Here is an 18812-nt window from a genome sequence, read left to right on the forward strand (position 1 = left end):
AGCGCTGGCGCGGACGACGAAAAGAAACTCCGCACGCTAGCGCACCAACAATCCGCCGGCTGTGCCGCGCCTTGTTGCGCTCCCATCGCTCCGGAGGCAGGCGGCCGAGCGGCGCGCTGGAGAAAGCCGTGGTGCCGGCCCACGCTGAGTGGCTTGGAACGAGATCGGCGTGTCGACGTTCTGCTTGTGTGCGGCGGGCCGCACCCAGGGTGCAGCCGCCATGTCCGCAGCGGGTCGCAAGGCGGAGTTTGATGGTCGGCCGCGTCGCCGCCAGAATCAGCTATGTGACAAAGATGGACCGGCTCGTTAGCGACCAGGCTGCAAGCGCACGGCACAATCGAATTCTGGCCATCCTGCCCGACGACGAACTGAAACGCGTGCTTGCAAGAGCTGAGCGCGTCCACCTCCGGCCACGACAGATACTCCATCATTGGCGGTGTTCGATGGAGCACGTCTACTTTCCGACCGACGGGCTCGTCTCAGTCGCCGCGAAGGTGGATCACAACCGTTTTCTCGATGCATGGCTGGTCGGACGAGAGGGTGTCGTTGGCGCCATCCTCATGCTGTCGGGTCACGACCATATGCCAGCCCACCGGCGCATTGTTCACGTCGGCGGCAATGCGATCCGGATCCCGACGCACGATTTCCTGCAGCTGGCGGAGGCGCTGCCGGCGTTCCGCCACGCACTTCTCAAATATCTCGCGGTCGTCATGGTCCAGACGTCGCAGGCCGGCGTCTGCAATGCGGTCCATCCTCTCAAGCAGAGGCTCGCCCGCTGGCTGCTCGTCGCTTGCGAGGTGCTCGACGACGATCACGTTCCGCTCACGCATCAGGTCCTGAGCAATCTGTTGGGCGTGAGACGAGCAAGCGTCACCGAATGCGTCAGCGTTCTGGAGCAGAATGGACTGATCAGGAACGAACGGGCCCACATCATCGTCGCGGATCCCGCAGAGCTTCGGAAAGCCGCCTGTGCCTGCTTCGGGCTGATCGAGCGCGAATATGCGCGGCAACTCACCAGCCGGTGCGATGCGCCGACCCACGCGCCGGCAGGCCAGCCAGGCGGAGGCGCGGAACCATCCCGCCTTCCGCGACATTGATGCTCGGCGTTCGAGCCAGGCGCAGACGGCAACCCGAGAGACAATCATGAGCGAAGATCCCGCGCTCCCGCCATTCATCTATGAGGGGCTCTATCCTGCCAGGTACAAGACATCCGCCATCGCTTCGTTCGCCGACGTGGTCAGGCAAGCCGCGAATCAGGTGCGCCACGCCGTGAACGCAGGACAGAAGCCGGGCATGCCGCTCAGCGTCTTGCGCAACGTCGTTCGCGACGCCCCGCTTTCGTCGCTGCTGATCGCGTTTCTGCTGGGTCTGAGGAGTGCAAGGCGAAGGTGAGTGCCGCGCCTGCCGCCCTTGCGAGGTTCAACCGCTTGCTGCGCTCTGAAAGCGGCGACCTCTGATCGTCGGCGCTTTGCTCGTCAGCAGATCGGAACCGACGCCACCTAGATGGCGACCTGGCGGCCGATCTCGACCACGCTGTCGCGCGGAAGGCTGAAGAAATCGCTGACGTGGAGCGAGTTGCGCTCCATCGCAGCAAACAACTGCTCCTGCCATGCCGGCAACCCCTTGCCATCATCGCGTGCGGTGACCGTCTCGTGGCCGACATAATAGGTGATATCGTCGAGATCGATGCGGCAGCCGCGTGCCTTGCTGGCGTTGAGCAGTTCGGGAATGTGCGGCCGCTCCATGAAGCCGAACGTCGCCTCGGCCCGCCAGACATCCGGCGCGACCTCCTCGATCTTGAGCCGATCGCCCGGGGCGACCCAGGGAATCGAGACCACCTCCACCCGCAGCACCAGCAGGTGCTCATGCAGCGCGCGGTTGTGCTTGACGTGCCATAGCATCACGGGCGGCGTGTCGCGTTCCGTCCGGGTCAGGAACACAGCCGTACCGGGGACTCTGGGGACCTTCTTCTCGGCGATCTCGGCCATGAACTGCGGCACCGGGATCAGCCGCTCGCGCATGCGTTCGGACACGGCCGCCGCGCCGCGGTGCCAGATCCACATCACGCCGTAGACGCTCGTCGCGAGCAGCAGCGGCACGTAGCCGCCCTCGGCGATCTTGGTGAGATTGGCCAGGAAGAACGCGCTGTCGATGGTCAGGAACAGGCCCGCCGCCGCGCCGGCCGCGAACAGGCTCCAATGCCAGATCTCGCGCATCGCGATGAACAGCAGCGCCGACGTCATCAGCATCGTCAGCGACACCGCGATGCCATAGGCCGAGGCCAGATTGTCCGACTTGCCGAACCCGATCGTCAGGCTCACCGTGACCACCATCAGCAGCCAGTTCACAGCACCGACATAGATCTGGCCGTAGCCTTCCGACGAGGTCTGCTTGATCGCCAGCCGCGGCATCCAGCCGAGCTGGATCGCCTGCCGGGTCATGGAGAATGCGCCGGTGATGACGGACTGGCTGGCGATGATGGTCGCCAATGTCGCAAGCCCGATCAGCGGCAGCAGCAGCCCGTCCGGGCAGAGCCTGAAGAAGATGTTGCCGTCCGTCGGCGCGCCGTCGATCACCAGCGCCGCCTGGCCGGCGTAGTTGATGATGAGGCTGGGAAACACGATCGCGAACCAGGCGAGCTTGATCGGGCCGGCGCCGAAATGCCCCATGTCGGCATAGAGCGCCTCTGCGCCGGTCACGCACAGGAACACCGAGCCGAGCACGAGGAATCCGGTGGCCCCGTTGGACACCAGATAGGACCATCCGTAGCTCGGATTGAGCGCCGCGAACACCGCCGGGTGCCTGGCGATCCCGACCAGTCCCAACACCGCGATGGTCACGAACCACAGCAGCATGACCGGCCCGAACAGCCGGCCGATCGAGGCCGTGCCGCGCGACTGGATCGCGAACAGCGCGAGCAGAATGACGACGGCCGCCGGCACGACATAGGGCTGCAGCGCGGGTGCCGCCATGTTCAGGCCTTCGAGCGCCGACAGCACGGAAATGGCCGGCGTGATCGCGCCATCGCCATAGATCAGCGCCGCGCCGAACAGGCCGAGCGCGACGATCGTCGGCCGCCGCTGGCGCTTCACGCCGAGCAGCGCCATCAGCGCCAGGATGCCGCCCTCGCCGTCATTGTCGACGCGCATCGCGAACAGCACGTATTTGACGGTCGTGATGATGAACAGCGTCCAGATCACCAGCGACAGCGCGCCGAGCACGGCGACGGCGCCCGTCGGCTGGCCGCCGGTGCCGAGGATCGTCTTGAAGGTATAGAGCGGGCTGGTGCCGATATCGCCGAACACGATGCCCAGCGCGGACAGTGCAAGCAGGCTGAGCCGGCCTTGCGGCGGCTGGTGCGCGAGGCTCGCGCTGGCCGAGGACTTCAGGTCGTTCAACGTCACACCCGATGACTGCAGGTTTGGCAGACGGCATGCCTGCCGGTTCGCGAGATCTCCATCATACGAGCGATCATCGCGCGTTGCGACAGCAGGATGGCCAGGCGACCTCCATCATTCCCAGCTCATCCCTGCGGCACGAACAGGTGGTCCTGGCCGTTCCAAAGGCAAATCGCGGTGCGGTGGTTCCATGAATCCTGCTCACGTCGCGACCATGGACGTCTCACGAGCCGGAGACGAGCGGCTAGACGGTGAGCCGGTCGAAATCCGACGCGATGCGGGTCGCCGGAAACACCGCCCTCGCCTCGTCCAGGATCTCGTCGTCGGTGTAGCGGCCGGAGATATGGTTCAGGACGAGCTGACCGATATTGCTCGTCGCCGCGAGCGTGGCGGCCTCCGCGGCGGTCAGGTGACCATAGTCGCGGGCGGTGGCGGCGTCGCGCTGGAGAAAAGTCGCCTCGATCACCAGCACGTCCGCGTCGCGGACATGCTGCTGCAGATCATCGGTGGTCTCGGTATCCCCGACGATGACGAGCTTCTTGCCGCCGCGCGGGGGACCGAGGACGTCCTCGGGCATGATGATGCGGCCATCATCGCGCGTGACCGCCCGGCCCTCCGCCAGCATCTTTCGCAACGGCCCATCCGGCACCGCGAGGGCCGCGAGGCGCTCCGGCAGCAGGTGACGGCGCGCCGGGCTGACGAAGGCGAAGCCGAAGCTGGCGGTGTCGCGATGCCGGACCGGAAAGCCGTTGATCGTGAAGCCGCCGGCGTCGAGGACCTGTCCGGACGTGAGCGGGACGAGCTGAAGCGGGATCGGCGCGCGGCCCTCGCCCCACAGCCCCGCGAGCATGCGGATGACAACGTCGAGCGTATCCGGGCTGCCATGAACGGTCATGATTTCGGCGCTCCGGCGCAGCCGCAGCGTCGAAAACAGTCCGGGAATGCCGAGGATGTGGTCGAGATGCCCGTGGGTGAGCAGGATGCGGTCGAGCCGCCGAAAGCCCGCCCCGCTCGCCAGCAGCTGGCGCTGAATGCCCTCGCCGCAATCGACCAGGATCCGCTGCCCGCCGGCCTGGACCAGGAGACCCGGATGGTTGCGGTCCGGCGACGGAACGCTCGCCGAGGTTCCCAGGAAGATCAATTCGAACATCGGCGCGACGTTACACCGGATCTGGCCGCGAAAGCATTCGCGGAGCCGCCATGCGACCGCATCCGGCTCCGCCGGCTGGATCAAGTTGCCGACCGCTCGCGCTGTCCTGCAGGTCTATCGCGCATGACGATCGAAGTCGGTGCTCAACTCTCTCCGCGTCGTCATGGCCGGGTTTGTCCCGGCCATCCACGTCGGCCGGCGTCCTGAGAACGACGTGGATGCCCGGGACGGAGCCCGGGCATGACGATGTGGAGACGATTTCGCGACAGACTCGCATGGTCATATGCGTCTGCCCTGTGCTCGTGGGGCACATCCTCGCGCTGCCGCTCTGCTGACAGACTTTGGCGCCGGGCTCTGGTAGAACATGCGCATGCCAAGCTCCGGTCCGGACCCGGATGCCGCGCCGACGGCCATCCGCAAAATCATCCACATCGACATGGATGCATTCTATGCCTCCGTCGAGCAGCGGGACAATCCCGACCTGCGCGGCAGGCCGGTGGCGGTGGGCGGGTCGCGCGAGCGCGGCGTGGTGGCGGCCGCGAGCTACGAGGCGCGCAAGTTCGGCGTGCGCTCGGCGATGCCGTCCGTCACCGCCAAGCGCCTGTGCCCGGACCTGATCTTCGTCAAGCCGCGCTTCGAGGTCTACAAGGCGATCAGCCAGCAGATCCGCGCGATCTTCGCCGAGCACACGCCTATCATCGAACCGCTGTCGCTCGACGAGGCCTATCTCGACGTCACCGACAATCTGCAGGGCATTCCGCTGGCGCGCGACATCGCGCTGCAGATCCGCGCCAGGATCAAGGCCGAGACCGGCCTCAATGCCTCCGCCGGCATCTCCTACAACAAGTTCCTGGCGAAGCTGGCCTCGGATCATCGCAAGCCGAACGGTCAATACGTGATCTCCCCGGAGATGGGTGCGGCCTTCGTCGAGAGCCTGCCGGTCGGCAGGTTTCACGGCATCGGCCCGGCGACCGCGGCCAAGTTCAACGGACTCGGCATTCACACCGGCCTCGATATTCGCAATCAGACCCTGCCTTTCCTGCAGCATCACTTCGGCAAGGCGGGCAGCTACTACTACTGGATCTCGCGCGGCATCGATCATCGACCGGTCAGGGCCAACCGCATCCGCAAATCGATCGGCGCGGAAAACACGTTTGCGACGGACCTGACGGAGTTCGAGCCGATGGCAGCCGAGTTGCAGCCGCTGATCGACAAGGTCTGGCGCCACTGCGAAGCGACCGGCAACAGAGGACGAACGGTCACGCTGAGGGTCAAGTTCGCCGATTTCGACATGATCACGCGCAGCAGGTCGGTTGCCACGGCGGTCTCCAGTCGCGCCGAGCTCGAGCACCTGTCGCTGGCGCTGCTTCAGGCGGAAATGCCCGTGAAGAAGCCGGTGCGGCTCCTCGGCGTGTCGCTGTCATCGCTGCGGGAGGGCGAAGCCGGCGTTGAGACGCAGCTGGCCATGCCGATCTGAGCCAGAATCGGCGAGGACCACGCACGTGAAGTCTCTCCCGCCTCTAGTTCCTCATCAGCAAATCGAAGCGTCGCCGATCGATTGCCGCTCGCTCGGCCAGTCCGGCCGCTTCACAAAGGTCCGGCGAATAGAGCTGGCAAGAACCCTCCTGTGCCGCAATCACTTGATCGATGCGCTCCAGCAGTGCCGCGGGGTCCATGTCGGACGGCGCTGCGATCTTCCCTCTCACGACATGCTTCTCGAGTCGCTCATGCCTGTCGTGATCGAGATCCGGGTCGCAGCTCGCCATAGCAGTGATAGGTGATCGGCGCGCCGTCGAAAAGGACGACGTCGCCATAGTCGACGCCGAGCTTCTGGCGCTGCGCTGCGAGCACAGATCGACGCGATTGCGTTGTTAGCTCATCCGATACCGGTGCGGGTAGCCCTTTTCGCATCCAGCCGGCGCCGCTTCGCCGCCGGAATTTGCCCTAAGCCCACGAAACGGCTGGAGAATCGTCGATCAACGCCGCGGCCTTCGCCTACTACCTTCCGCCTATGAGAGCCCGGCTGAGCTGGTGCTGTAATCGCCGTCGATGCTTGCAGCGCGACTGCACATCGGGGGCGTGGCGCTGAAGTGCCACACGACCACAACAACGATACATGCGGAGGGAATTGATGAATTTCACGAGCAGGAGATTCTTGGCTGGCATCTCGACCGTCGCCTTCCTCGTTGCCGGCACGCTCGGCGTCCGCGCCAACGATTCGGCGCTGAAGGCCGCCAGCGAGCCCGGCGCCTGGGCGATGGCGGGGCACGATTACGGCAACACCCGGTTCAGCCCGCTGAAGGAGATCAACACCGAGAACGCCGGCAAGCTGTCGCTGGTCTACTCGTTCTCGCTGGCCTCGCTGCGCTCCAACGAGTCCTCGCCGATCGTGATCGGCAACACGCTCTACGTGTCGAGCTCCTGGGGTCCGAAATACGTCTATGCCCTGGACGCCGCGACTGGCGCCCGCAAATGGACCTATGAGCCGGACATTCCCGACGACGTGCTGCAATATGCCTGCTGCGACGTCAACAATCGCGGCGTCACCTTCGCCGAAGGCAAGCTGTTCGTCGGCCGGCTCGACGGCAAGCTGACCGCGCTCGATGCCGCGACCGGCAAGGAGCTGTGGACCACCAAGGTGGTCGACTACAAGCAGGGCTCGGTCATCACCTCGCCGCCGCTGGTGGTGCGCGACAAGGTCATCACCGGCTTCGGCGGCGGCGAGTACGGCGTGCGCGGCTCGCTGCAGGCCTTCGACCTCAACTCCGGCAAGCAGCTGTGGCAGACCTACACCGTTCCGGCGCCCGGCGAACCCGGCAGCGACACCTGGAAGGGCGACACCGGCCTGCACGGCGGCGGTGCGGCCTGGCTGGTCGGCTCCTATGATCCGAAGACCGACACGGTCTATTGGGGCACCAGCAATCCCGGCCCCTGGAACACCGCCGTGCGCTCGACCGGCAATGGCGACTTCGGCAAGCTGACCAACCTCTACACCGCCTCGACTCTGGCGATCGATCCGAACAGCGGCGCCATCAAGTGGCACATCCAGGGCACGCCCGCGGATGCCTGGGACTATGACGGCGTCAACGAGGCGCTGCTGGCCGACCTGAAGATCGGCGGCGCGACCGTCCCGACGCTGATGAAGGCCGACCGCAACGGCTTCTTCTTCGTCGCCAACCGCGAGACCGGCAAGGTGATCTCGGCCGAGAAATACGTCTTCGCCAACTGGGCGCAGAAGTGGGACGTCGCGACCTCGCGCGCGGTCGAGGATCCGGACAAGCGCCCGGGCCCGGGACATCCGGCCAAGGACATCTGCCCGAACCTGATCGGCGGCAAGAACTGGCAGCCGATGTCGTTCAGCCCGGATACCGGCCTGGTCTACATCCCGACCAACAATGTCTGCATGGACTGGGCGGTCAGCGACGTCGCCTACAAGCGCGGCGTGTTCTATCTCGGCGCCGAATTCCCGACCAAGGAAGGCCCCGGCGGCTTCCTCGGCGAGCTCGTCGCCTGGGATCCGGTCGCCAACAAGAAGGTGTGGTCGATCAAGGAAGACCTGCCGTTCAACGGCGGCACGCTCGCGACTGCGGGCGGCCTGGTGTTCTCCGGCAATCTGCACGGTGACTTCCGCGCCGTCGACGCCAAGACCGGCAAGATCCTCTGGAGCAAGAATCTCGGCTCAGGCATCGGCGCCGGGCCGGTGACCTATTCGGTCGACGGCAAGCAGTACGTCGCCGTCGTGGTCGGCCGCACCGCCTCGCTGCCTGCGTTCCTCGGCGAGGTCGGCAAGAAGATGACCGCCGCCGCGCCCGAAGGCGGCTCGCTGTTCGTCTTCGCGGTCCAATAGCCGCGAACGACGGGCCTCGCGCGGTCGATCGCGGCTGGCGCGAGGCCCCGCAGCCTGTTTGGATTGGCTGAGACAACGGCCCGGCGCGGCCTTCACGACCGCGCCGGGCCCGACGAACAAACAACAATCATCGGAGGGATCGAGGATGCGCCCGAATCGTCGTCAGACCGGCTCGAAGTGGCGGGCCAGCGCCGAATTGTCATCACGTGCGACGATGCTGCTCGCGTTGGCCGCGTCCGCCCTGCTCGCGTCTGCGGCGCCAGGATCGGCCAGCCAGCCGGACCCGCTGCGCCTGTGCGCGGATCCGACCAATCTGCCATTCTCGAGCGACAATCCTTCACAGCCCGGATTTTACCTGGAGATCGGCCAGGCGCTGTCGGAGCAGATCGGTCGGCCGGTCGCATACGACTGGTACAAGTCCTATTTCGGCAAGCGCACCGTCCGCGTGACGCTGCTCGGCAAGCAGTGCGACGCGATGATCGGCCTGCCTTTGTCCGCCGATTTCATGGGACCCGCCGTGATCTTCTCGAAGAAGATCATGACCGAAGCCTATGCGCTCGTCAGCCGCACGACGCTCACCCTGAACGGCATCGACGATCTCCGCGGCAAGCGTGTCGCGGTCCAGTATCAGACGACGCCGCAAAATCTGCTCGCCACGCGTGATGACATCGAAAAGGTCACGGTGCTCACGCCCGAGGAGGGCATGGCGGCTCTCGAGCAGGGCAAGGCCGACGTCGCCTTCGTGTGGGGCCCGGTCGCGGGCTGGTTGAACAAGACGGCCTACGAAGGCCGCTTCCGGGTACAGCCCGTCGAGGGCGCGGGTCTGTCGTGGGATGCCGCGATCGGCTTCGCGCGAACCTCCACGCAGTTGCGCGACCAGGTCGACGCAGCGCTGCCGCAGCTCGAGCGACGGATCGCGGAGCTCGCCGCCAAATACGGCCTGCCGAACGCCCCGCCGATCAGGCTCGGCGCCGCGTCGTCTCCGATCCGGCTGGCCGCCCTCGGCAGTCCGGCTCCGTTCGTGCGGCAGCCGGCCGCCGCGCCGCCGGCGATCAGGATTGCGGAGACCCGCCCGCGCGATGCCGGCCCCGAGGCCGTGGCGCTCGGCAAGGAGATCTTCAACGGCACCTGCGCGCATTGTCACGGGCCCGACGCCGTGCAGTCCGAACGACGGATCGACCTGCGCCGGCTGCAGACCCGCTACGGCGAGGACATGCGCGACAAGTACTGGACCACCGTGCATGAGGGCCGTCCCTCCAAGGGCATGCCCGCCTGGAAGGAGGTCTTTACCGACGACCAGTTCGAGAGCATCTATACGTTCCTGCTGACCGTGCAGTCGTCCGAAACGGCCAATTGAGGGCGCGCACGCGGACCGGCACGATCGGACGGGTCGGCCGGAGCGTGCGGGTGGCAATCGAGAGCCGGACATGACGCGCTTCCTGATCATCGACGATCATCCGCTGTTTCGCGAAGCTCTCGGCAACGCCGTGCGGCTGGCGCTTCCGGATGCGCAGATCTTCGAGGCGCTGTCGATTGCCGATGCACTCAACATCCTCGGATCACAGTCCGACATCGACCTGGCGCTGCTCGACCTGACGTTGCCCGATGCCACCGGCTTCTCGGGATTCCTGCAGCTTCGCGCCGCGCATCCGCGGCTTCCGGTCGCGATCGTGTCGAGCGAGGAGGACCAGCATGTCGTGCGCGAAGCGCTGTCGCTCGGGGCGGCCGGCTATCTGCCGAAGTCGACCTCGAAGCGTGAGCTGACAGCGGCGATCGAGCGGGTGCTCAGCGGCTCGGTCTCCGTGCCCAAGGACTTCGTCCCGGCCGCGGAGCGCGATGGGAACGGCTCGTCCCGCGCGCTGCAGGCGCGCCTCGCGCAGCTGACGCCGCAGCAGCTTCGCGTTCTCGATCTGATCCGGCGCGGCTACCAGAACCGTGACATCGCCGGCGAACTGCAGCTCGCGGAATCGACCGTGAAGGCGCACATCACAGAGATCCTGCGCAAGCTCCGCCTATACAGCCGCAACAAGGCCGTCGTCGAAACCGGCAAGATCGATCTGCACCTTCCGACCGAGCACCTGGGCCCGCGCACCGCCGCGCGCAGGAAGCAGCAGTAGCCGGCAACCCAGATTGCTGCGACGCGACAAGCGACCCCGTGCGACGTCGCAGCGTCGACGGCATGCGTTGATTGATCGGGTGCAACGCGCTATCGCTATGGCTCAGGCACTGCCGTTCGCTCGACGACGATGCGCAAGAATTCGCGGCGAATGGCAGTCCGTGACACTGCAAGACTGGATCGCGATGAGACTGGATCTCGATGAGACTGGATCTCGATCCGGCGGGGGGAGTGCAGGCACGTGGCTCGGTTGCTGATCGTCGAGGACCATCCGCTGTTTCGCGAGGCGCTGGAGAATGCGATCCGCGTCGCGCTGCCCGAGGCCGAGATGCGCGAGGCGACGTCCATCGACAAGGCCATCGACGTTCTGTCGTCACCCCCGCGATTCGACCTGATCCTGCTCGATCTCTCGACGCCCGGCACCACCGGCCTCTCCGGCGTCATCCGCCTGCGCAAAGCGGCGCCGAGAACGCCGATCCTGGTGGTCTCGGCTCACCAGGACTCGCGGCTGGTCGCCCATGTCCTCGCGCTGGGGGTGGCCGGCTACGTCTCGAAGTCGTCATCCAAGGAACAGCTGGCCGAAGCGATCGACAGCGTGCTGCGCGGCGACGTCGCCGTTCAGGGCGGCGCGCCGGCGCGCCGGACGAGATCTCCCGCGCAGGATCTGCTGAAGCGGCTTCACGAGCTGACACCGCAGCAGCTGCGCGTGCTCGATCAGATCCGATGCGGATTGCAGAACAAGCAGATCGCCTATGAGCTCGGGATCAGCGAGACCACGGTGAAGGTCCATGTCTCGGATATACTGCGAAAGCTCCAGGTCGCGAGCCGGACCCAGGCCATCATCGAAATGGAGAAGATCGACTTCGTGAACCTGATCGGCGCGGCGCGCGCGCCGGCCGACGCCGCGGAGGGATCCGCCCCGCTCAGTTCAGCAGAAACGACAACAGCGCGCGGAGCTCCGCCGGCCTGACCGGCTTGGTCAGGATCTCCAGCCCGTACAGGCTGGCCTCCTTCGCCGCGGCCTCCGAATAGTCGGCGGTCACGATCATCGCCGGCACATCGCTGCCGATGACCTGGCGGAGGTCGCGGATCGCGACGATTCCGCTCTCGTCGCCGTCCAGGTGCAGATCGGCGATGATCGTCTCGGGCACCGCGCCGAGCACGCCGAGGCGTTCGACCGCGTCCTGCAACGAGACCGCCGCCATGACGTCGCAGCCCCATTTTTCCAGCAGGCTGACCATGGCCTCGGCGCCGGCCGGGTCGTTTTCAATCAGCAGGATCCTGGCGCCTTCGAGCCCGCTATAGTCCTGCTGGATCTGATCCACCGGCAGCGGCTCGGGCGGAACGGCCGCGGGGTCCGCCCGGTCGAGTTCGAGCGTGAACGTCGAGCCATGGTCGATCCGCGATGCCAACCGGACCTGATGATCGAGCGCGTTGGCGAAGCGCCGGACGATCGACAGGCCCAACCCGAAGCCCGCCTGATCCTCCGCGCTCGGCTGGCCGCGCTGGAATTCGAGGAAGATCGCCTCCTGCTGCGGCTTGGGAATGCCCGGACCGGTGTCGTACACCTCGATGCGAACACGTCCGGGCCCCAGCCCGCGCCGACATCCCATCACCACTCCGCCGCGGCGCGTGTAGCGCAGGGCGTTGGCCAAGAGGTTCTGCAGGATGCGCCGCAACATCATCGCATCGGACACCACGGCGAGCGACGATGGACAGATGCGCAACGACAGCCCGCGCTTGGCCGCGATCGGCGCGAACTCGCGTTCGAGCGGCTCGAACAGGCTCGACAGCAGGATGGGCCGCACATCCGGGCGCAAGGCGCCGGCATCCAGCTTGGCGATGTCGAGCAGCGACCGCAGCAGGTCCTCGAGCATGGCCAGCGAGCGGTCGACCTGCCCAAGCATGCTCGTTCCCCGGTCGGACTGAACCTCGTCCGCCAAAGTCGACAGCGTCAAGCGCGCGGCATTGAGGGGCTGCAGCAGATCGTGCGTCACGGAGATCAGCACCGAGGATTTCAGCGAGCTGGCCGCTTCGGCCTGCTGCTTGGCCCGGTACAGATCCTTGTTCGCCGTCTCGATCGAATGCAGCGCGTCGCGCAACTGCCGCGTCCGCTCGCGGACCTGTTGATCCAGCGCGATCGCCGTCTCGAACAGCGAAAAGGCGTTGAACTGCTGGTCCATCGAGCGTTCGACCCGGGACATCAGCGCGGCGTTGATCTTCCTGAGCTTGGCCGCCTCGCGCTGCAGCTCCTCGGTGGAGTTGGTCGCGCTCATCGCGGCGATCCCTGGCGCTTGCCGATCGCAACGCCCGTCAGCGTCTGATTGACGTGCATCGAGCCGTACTGCTCGCCGTAAGTATGAAAGCCGACGATCCGGTTGTCGCGATAGAGCTCGGACATCTCGCGTGCGAACTGGTGCTGCTCGGCGTCGAGGCGACGGAGGATGCATTCGAAGCCGATGAAGATCGAGACCTCGCCGAGGTCGTCGCGGACCTCGGCCAGCATCTCGCGCGCGGCGGCCACCGAGTTGCGCGACCGCGCGGCGGTCAGCACCATCCCCTCGTCGATCGCACAGAAGAAGCGCAACGAGCCGTCCGGGCTGACGCGCTGGATCGAGCGCGCGAAATAGGAGCCGCCGACGCGCACCAGGACCGGATGGGCCGCGAACAGGAACGGGTCGAGTTCGGAATCGGCGATCCCGACCGCGCGGCAGTATTCCTCCGCCGCAGGCTCGGCGTTGAGCTGCTTGACGATGCGCTGCTCGAGATCGGCTTCCGTGACGACCATCTTGGTCGCGGTCGGCTCGAAATTGTCGCACTTGAACGGTCGGAACGGCAACGAGGTCCTGATCAGGATCAGCAGCGCGGCATCGGTATGGGCCTTGCCGTCATGGAACACCCATGTTCGCTCGAAGCGCAGGCCGTCGCCGGCCGAGCCGCCCACCAGGGGGATGTTGTCGAGCGAGGCATGGATCGCCGACATGATCGCCTCTTCCCGCTGGCACATGCCATCGATCAGGACGAGGCCGAACACCCCTTCGTCAACGCCGCCGTGCCGCAGCAGCTCCTGCCGCAGCTCGTTGCCGAGGCGGCGGCCCTCGTCGACGCGGAAGCCCGACAGGCCGAAGATCGGCTGCGTGACCACGGTGAAATCATCGGCAGCAAAGGCCAGCGCAACGACGCTGTTGTCCTCCCAGCCGTCGGGCGACAGCTCTCCGGCGGTCGTGCAGCCGTAGACGGGAATGCCGGGAAGGCGCGCCGTGATGGCGGCGATGAAGTCGTGCGGATCGTAATGCGGCGACAGGAAGATCAGCACCATCGCCAGGCCGTCGCCCGGCAACTGGTCGCAGATATCCGCCGCCGCGGCCGCCACCGTCGCGGCCTTCGACTTCGTGGCGATCACGCCAGACGGGCGCGTCGGCCGAGACTCGGCATCTGCCACCGGGCACCTCCCAGGGCGACATGGCGCCCGTTTCAGTTCATTCGTTTTTTTAGAAGATTAGGCCATTTGATGCGCAACGGCAACCGCGCGACTTGATCCAGGACAAGGACGCGAGCCCGGCTTCCGGCCGATCATATACGAGGCCGGCTGACGACGCGGCCGCGAACCCGCCCGCCGCGTCAAACATGGGGGATAGCATGCTCCGACGCATCGTTCTCATCGTCGCTTTCGCGACCATCGCATCCGACGCCCGAGCGCTGGACGGCGACCCCGCCGCGGGAAGAACGATCTTCCAGCGCATCTGCCAGAACTGCCATTCTCCCGAGATCGGCATCAACAAGGTCGGCCCGAGCCTCTGGAACGTCGTCGGCCGCCAGCCGGCGGCGGTGCCGGACTACGCCTATTCCGAAAGCATGAGGAACAACAAGACGCCGTGGACGGCTGCGGCCCTCGACGCCTACATCGCCGACCCGCGCGGCGACGTTCACGGCGTCAAGATGTACTTCAAGGGATTGGCGGACGCGAAGGAACGCGCCGATGTCGTCGCCTTCCTGTCGACGCTGAAGTAGCACGGCGGTTGCGATCGTGATCTGAGCCGGGCTCTCGATCATTGCGTCGCCGGGCCGGCGGCTGAGAGGCGACCGTCGATCACACGAACACATCCTTGTCGTTGGCTCGCCACGATGCGGCCACGCGCGCTGGCCGCTATCGGCCAGGCGGTTTCGCATGGCGCTCTGCGCCGCCGGCATTGCCACGAAAGCAGCGCAGCCCTCGCCGTGTCCAATGGACAAGGCGGCTTTTGCAGGGCGCGGCTCTCACGTTTTCCTGATTCATGCGTCAGATCGCCACGGATCGAATCCGCCTATGGTCCGCGCGTTCCAACCCACGGAGGTTTTCCGCAATGCGTAAACTGATCATCGCCACCGCCGCCCTCGCGTTCGTCTCGTCGGCAGCTCTTGCCCAGTCGACCGAGAAGCCGATGACGACCACCGGCCAGGCGGCCAAGGGCGGCGACGCCATGAGCGGAGGCGACGACATGAAGATGAGCAAGACGAAGAAGAAGTCGGCCAAGAAGCCTTCGGGCGACGGTATGTCGAAGTAATCAGCGTTCGCGCCGGCCGCCCCGTTCGGGGCGGCTTCGGCGCGAGCCGCCGGCAGCTAGCGCGGCCGCGCGGATGAGCCGCCCTGCAGCTGACGGAGAAAATCGCTGGTCGCCTTGTCCAGGACAACGCCGCCGCCGGCCGGCCCCGCCCCCCCCGGCATAGGTCGGCGCGGGCTGGGAGGAGGAAGGCTGTGCCCGTTGCGCGGGCGATGATTGCGCCTGCTGCGGTGATTGCAGCGGCGGTTGATAGTATTGCGACGGGCTGGGCTGGCGCGCATAGATCCACAGCACGCCGCCACCCACGAGCATGGCGATGACCGCAGCGCTGACCAGCAGGCTGTGGCGCATCTGATCGAAGTCCGACTGATGGTTCGAAGCGGCGCCGGGCGGCAGCTCGCTCTCGCCCTCCGACCCGAACACCTGCACGATGGCATCACCCGCAGAGTCGATCGCCGAGCGCCCCGGCACCGAACCCGCGACGATGAGCAGTACGAGGTTCATCGGCCCGACGATCCAGCCATAGGCATTCATCAGCGTCATGAACGCGGCCATCGGCAGGTTGGCGGCGATCGCGTAGCCCGCGACGCCCAGCGGTCCCAGGCCCATGGTCAACAGCATGAACATGATGCCCGCCCATGCCGGCCAGCCGATGTCGCGAAAACGCGCGCCGACAACCAGAGAAAGCGCGAGCACGGCCAGAGTGTCGAGTGCGCCGAGCTTGGCGCCGGCAATCGTCGCATAGGACAGCAGCAGATGCCCGAGCACGAGCAGAACCGCCCACGGCCAGAACCCCGCCCGGTCGAGCCTCTCTGGAATGTACTTCATGACGCCGCCCCCGCGCATCCGCCCCATCCCGGCGGGTTCCATCAGCGGTAACAGCCAGGTTGCATCGCGGCAATATGACGGCCGAAATCGGGCGCAAATTCTCCGGCGCCGGCGAACGAACTACAACCGTCAGGCGTTGGACAGCCCCATCTGCTGCAATCGTCCCGCGAACCACGCCGACAGCGCCGGGTCGATCCGGGCCCCGACATAGACCTCGGGCGTGATCACGCTGCGGCGGTCGAGAATCACCAGGACGCCGATCCAGTAGGCAAACCACAGATGCGGGTCGGTCAGCGCCATCAGCTTGTGGCGGTCATGGGCCAGCGGCTGGTGATTGCTGGACTTGCGAACCTCGATCGCCAGGAGGTTGTCGGGAACAGCGCGCTTGTGCACGACGATATCGGGATAGATCGACTTGGCCAGGTCGTCGTCGGTCGAGACGATCGAGCCGCGCGGCAGCAGCATGGCCCGGTCGCCGAGCCGGTTGTAGTCGCAATCGACGTCCCAGCCGAGGAAGTTGCGCTCCAGATGCACGGACAGCCGATGCGTCAAGGCGCGCTCACCGAGATCGCGGTCGAGGATGAAGCGCTCGCGCGCGTAGAACTCCTGCAGCGCGGAGATCAACCGGTTCAATTCGCTGTGCATGCCGCCCAAACAAAAACAGACGATGGAGACGTCACCATCAACACGCGTTCGTGCTGAGTCGCCAACCATCAAAATGCGGCAATGACGCTGCCATCAACCGGCGGCCGATTTGCGGCCGCCGGCCGGGCGAGGAGGCTTACATCTGCACTTCGATCAGGCGCGGGCCGTGCTCCGCATTGGCTTCCGCCAGCGCGGCATTGAACTCGTCGGCCGTGGTGACGGCGCGGCCGGGGACGCCCATGCCCTTGGCCATGGCGACGAAGTCGAGCGTCGGACGGTCGATCTTGAGCATGTCCTGGGCGCGCTGGCCGGGTTGGCCTGCGCCGACGCCGTCGAACTCGCCGCGCAGGATCTGGTAGATCCTGTTGGCGAACACCACGGTGACCACGTTGAGGTTCTCGCGCGCCTGGGTCCACAGCGACTGGATCGTGTACATGGCGCTGCCGTCGCCGACGAGGCACATCACCTTGCGATCCGGGCAGGCCACGGCGGCGCCGGTCGCGACGGGGGTCGAGAAGCCGATCGAGCCGCCCATGTTCTGCAACCAGTCATGCGGCTTGGCGGCGGCCGTCGGCGGGAAGAAGCCGCGGCCGGTGGTGATGGATTCGTCGACCACGATCGCATTCTCGGGGATCGCATAGGCGATCGCCTGCGCAATGGTGGTGTGGTTGAGCGCGCCGGTCGGCTTGATCAGCTCGGCGAGCGCCTGCGGCTTGACGTCGGCGGCCTTGGCGCCGAGATGGCCGGCGAGCGCCTCGAGCGCCGCGGCGGAGTTCTCGCCCCAGGCCGTCATGCGGTGCACCTCGGTGCCCTCCGCCTTCAGCATGCTCGGCTTGTTCGGATAGGCGAAGAAGGCGACGGGGTCGTTGGCCTCGACCAGCACGATGTGCTTGTAGTTCTTCAGGATCGGCAGCGCCTGCTCGATCACATAGGGGATGCGGTCGATCGAGAACCGCCCGGCGCCGCGCGCCATGCGCGGGTGATAGGTCTGGCCCATCACGCGGCAGCCGGTCTTGCCGGCGATCTGCTGGGCGAAGGTCAGCGCCTGCTCGGTCAGCGCGCCCGCGGTCATCAGCACCAGCGTCTCGGGGCCATGGGCATGCAGGATCCTGGCCGCCTTCTCGACCGCGTCCTCCGAGTAGCTCGGGCGCTGCGTCTCAGTCGGAACCTGGGCGATGCCGTCAGCCTCATTCCAGGCGGTATCGGCGGGCAGGATCAGCGTGGCGATCTGCGGCGGCGCGCTCTTGGCGGCGGCGATCGCGGCGGCGCCGTCGGCAGCCACGGCCTTGGCGCTGGGCGAGGTCCGCACCCAGTCCGACATCGGCCGCGCCAAGCCCTCGATGTCCGAGGTCAGCGGCGCATTGAAGCCGATATGGTAGGTGGCGTGCTGGCCGACGATGTTGACGATGCCCGAGCGCGCCTTCTTGGCGTTGTGCAGATTGGCAAGGCCGTTGGCGAGGCCGGGGCCGAGATGGAGAAGCGTCGAGGCCGGCGTGCCCTTCATGCGGAAATAGCCGTCGGCGGCGCCGGTGACCACGCCCTCGAACAGGCCGAGCACGCAGCGCATGCCCTCGACGCGGTCGAGCGCGGCGACGAAGTGCATCTCGGAGGTACCCGGATTGGTAAAGCAGACGTCAACGCCCCCCGCGACCAGGGTCCGTACCAGGCTTTCCGCACCGTTCATCCCATTCTCCCGTTGATTCCGCGCACCATTTGCCATGCCGGGCAGATCAATCATTGTTCGCCCGCGCCGTCAAAGGGCCCGGTCGCATTGCTGCTATCGCCGCACGGCTCATGCCGCATCGTGGCTAACAGGATGTTGGTCCGGGTGCTGCCCGATTATCCGTGGGATTTTGGTCACGGAACGCCGCCACATACCGGCCTCACGCCGCCGTGGGTTGCGGAATGCAACCGTTTATGGCCTGTCTGCGAACGGATTTCGGTTGTTTGCCAGGGGATGGAAATGAAGCGCTGTTTTGCTTTGGGAATTGCTGCGATTGCTGCGGTGGCCAGCGCCGGAACGGCGCGGGCGGAAATGTTCGACACCAGGGACATCTTCGGCGGCGGGCCGAACTTCTACCAGAGCGGCGTCAGCCCGATTCCGCGCCAGACCGTGATGTTCCAGAGCGAGTATGCGTCGGGCACGATCGTCGTGAACACGTCGGAGCGACGGCTCTATCTGGTGCTGCCGAATGGCCAGGCGCTGCGCTATGGCATCGGCGTCGGCCGCGACGGGTTCCGCTGGAGCGGCGTGCATCGCATCACCGCCAAGAAGGAATGGCCGGCC

Annotated in this window: 18 protein-coding genes; 10 read left to right on the top strand and 8 right to left on the bottom strand. The window is 66.3% G+C overall.

The window, feature by feature from the left end; all coding sequences use genetic code 11:
* Positions 1-251: 251 nt before the first annotated feature.
* Positions 252-1097 (top strand): Crp/Fnr family transcriptional regulator, encoded by an 846-nt coding sequence (locus BRAS3809_RS35705; RefSeq protein WP_170323251.1) that lies wholly within the window; start codon positions 252-254, stop codon positions 1095-1097.
* A gap of 46 nt (positions 1098-1143) precedes the next feature.
* Positions 1144-1392, top strand: coding sequence for a hypothetical protein (locus BRAS3809_RS04640; RefSeq protein WP_008960944.1), 249 nt, complete (start codon positions 1144-1146; stop codon positions 1390-1392).
* A 107-nt stretch (positions 1393-1499) separates the two neighbouring features.
* On the opposite strand, the gene BRAS3809_RS04645 is transcribed toward BRAS3809_RS04640, so the two are convergent.
* Positions 1500-3398 (bottom strand): potassium transporter Kup, encoded by a 1899-nt coding sequence (locus BRAS3809_RS04645; RefSeq protein WP_008960945.1) that lies wholly within the window; start codon positions 3396-3398, stop codon positions 1500-1502.
* Between the two features lie 244 nt (positions 3399-3642).
* Positions 3643-4548: a ribonuclease Z gene (locus BRAS3809_RS04650; RefSeq protein ID WP_008960946.1), complete on the bottom strand. Its 906-nt coding sequence runs from the start codon at positions 4546-4548 to the stop codon at positions 3643-3645.
* A 370-nt stretch (positions 4549-4918) separates the two neighbouring features.
* On the opposite strand from BRAS3809_RS04650, the gene dinB reads away from it, so the two are divergent.
* Positions 4919-6025 carry a DNA polymerase IV gene (gene dinB / locus BRAS3809_RS04655; RefSeq protein ID WP_008960947.1) on the top strand — a complete coding sequence of 369 codons (1107 nt, stop codon included), beginning with the start codon at positions 4919-4921 and terminating at the stop codon, positions 6023-6025.
* 43 nt (positions 6026-6068) lie between these two features.
* Here dinB and BRAS3809_RS04660 read toward each other — a convergent pair whose 3' ends face one another.
* Complete coding sequence (locus tag BRAS3809_RS04660; protein ID WP_201767114.1) at positions 6069-6362, bottom strand: hypothetical protein; 294 nt, start codon at positions 6360-6362, stop codon at positions 6069-6071.
* A gap of 341 nt (positions 6363-6703) precedes the next feature.
* On the opposite strand from BRAS3809_RS04660, the gene BRAS3809_RS04665 reads away from it, so the two are divergent.
* The 4 genes from BRAS3809_RS04665 (at position 6704) to BRAS3809_RS04680 (ending at position 11481) form a co-directional block, all read left to right on the top strand.
* Positions 6704-8395 (top strand): PQQ-dependent methanol/ethanol family dehydrogenase, encoded by a 1692-nt coding sequence (locus BRAS3809_RS04665; protein ID WP_008960950.1) that lies wholly within the window; start codon positions 6704-6706, stop codon positions 8393-8395.
* A gap of 145 nt (positions 8396-8540) precedes the next feature.
* Positions 8541-9752, top strand: coding sequence for a c-type cytochrome (locus BRAS3809_RS04670; protein WP_008960951.1), 1212 nt, complete (start codon positions 8541-8543; stop codon positions 9750-9752).
* Positions 9753-9822: 70 nt separating this feature from the next.
* Positions 9823-10512: a response regulator gene (locus tag BRAS3809_RS04675; RefSeq protein ID WP_008960952.1), complete on the top strand. Its 690-nt coding sequence runs from the start codon at positions 9823-9825 to the stop codon at positions 10510-10512.
* A 240-nt stretch (positions 10513-10752) separates the two neighbouring features.
* The gene (locus tag BRAS3809_RS04680; RefSeq protein WP_008960953.1) at positions 10753-11481 is read left to right on the top strand and encodes a response regulator; all 729 of its coding nucleotides are present in this window, start codon (positions 10753-10755) and stop codon (positions 11479-11481) included.
* Here the strand turns inward: BRAS3809_RS04680 and BRAS3809_RS04685 are convergent.
* Both BRAS3809_RS04685 and BRAS3809_RS04690 read right to left on the bottom strand, forming a co-directional pair.
* Entirely contained in the window at positions 11435-12787 is a 1353-nt protein-coding gene (locus BRAS3809_RS04685; RefSeq protein ID WP_008960954.1) for a hybrid sensor histidine kinase/response regulator, read from the bottom strand. The two genes, BRAS3809_RS04680 and BRAS3809_RS04685, sit on opposite strands and share 47 nt — an antisense overlap.
* Complete coding sequence (locus tag BRAS3809_RS04690; RefSeq protein WP_008960955.1) at positions 12784-13953, bottom strand: FIST N-terminal domain-containing protein; 1170 nt, start codon at positions 13951-13953, stop codon at positions 12784-12786. The genes BRAS3809_RS04685 and BRAS3809_RS04690 overlap by 4 nt, the downstream gene beginning before the upstream one ends.
* Positions 13954-14150: 197 nt before the next feature.
* On the opposite strand from BRAS3809_RS04690, the gene BRAS3809_RS04695 reads away from it, so the two are divergent.
* Positions 14151-14522: a c-type cytochrome gene (locus BRAS3809_RS04695; RefSeq protein WP_008960956.1), complete on the top strand. Its 372-nt coding sequence runs from the start codon at positions 14151-14153 to the stop codon at positions 14520-14522.
* A 332-nt stretch (positions 14523-14854) separates the two neighbouring features.
* On the top strand, positions 14855-15055 hold the full coding sequence (locus BRAS3809_RS04700; RefSeq protein ID WP_008960957.1) for a hypothetical protein: 201 nt from the start codon (positions 14855-14857) through the stop codon (positions 15053-15055).
* Here BRAS3809_RS04700 and BRAS3809_RS04705 read toward each other — a convergent pair whose 3' ends face one another.
* From BRAS3809_RS04705 to BRAS3809_RS04715, 3 genes are all read right to left on the bottom strand, one after another.
* Complete coding sequence (locus BRAS3809_RS04705) at positions 15056-15880, bottom strand: hypothetical protein (protein WP_139017312.1); 825 nt, start codon at positions 15878-15880, stop codon at positions 15056-15058.
* Between the two features lie 129 nt (positions 15881-16009).
* Positions 16010-16525, bottom strand: coding sequence for a hypothetical protein (locus BRAS3809_RS04710; protein ID WP_240535597.1), 516 nt, complete (start codon positions 16523-16525; stop codon positions 16010-16012).
* A 136-nt stretch (positions 16526-16661) separates the two neighbouring features.
* On the bottom strand, positions 16662-18209 hold the full coding sequence (locus BRAS3809_RS04715) for an acetolactate synthase large subunit (RefSeq protein ID WP_008960960.1): 1548 nt from the start codon (positions 18207-18209) through the stop codon (positions 16662-16664).
* Positions 18210-18488: 279 nt separating this feature from the next.
* Between BRAS3809_RS04715 and BRAS3809_RS04720 the strand changes: the two genes are divergently transcribed.
* The coding region (locus BRAS3809_RS04720; RefSeq protein ID WP_035655269.1) for a L,D-transpeptidase at positions 18489-18812 on the top strand (324 nt) is incomplete at its 3' end.

This window comes from Bradyrhizobium sp. STM 3809, from assembly GCF_000239795.1.
Classification (GTDB): domain Bacteria; phylum Pseudomonadota; class Alphaproteobacteria; order Rhizobiales; family Xanthobacteraceae; genus Bradyrhizobium.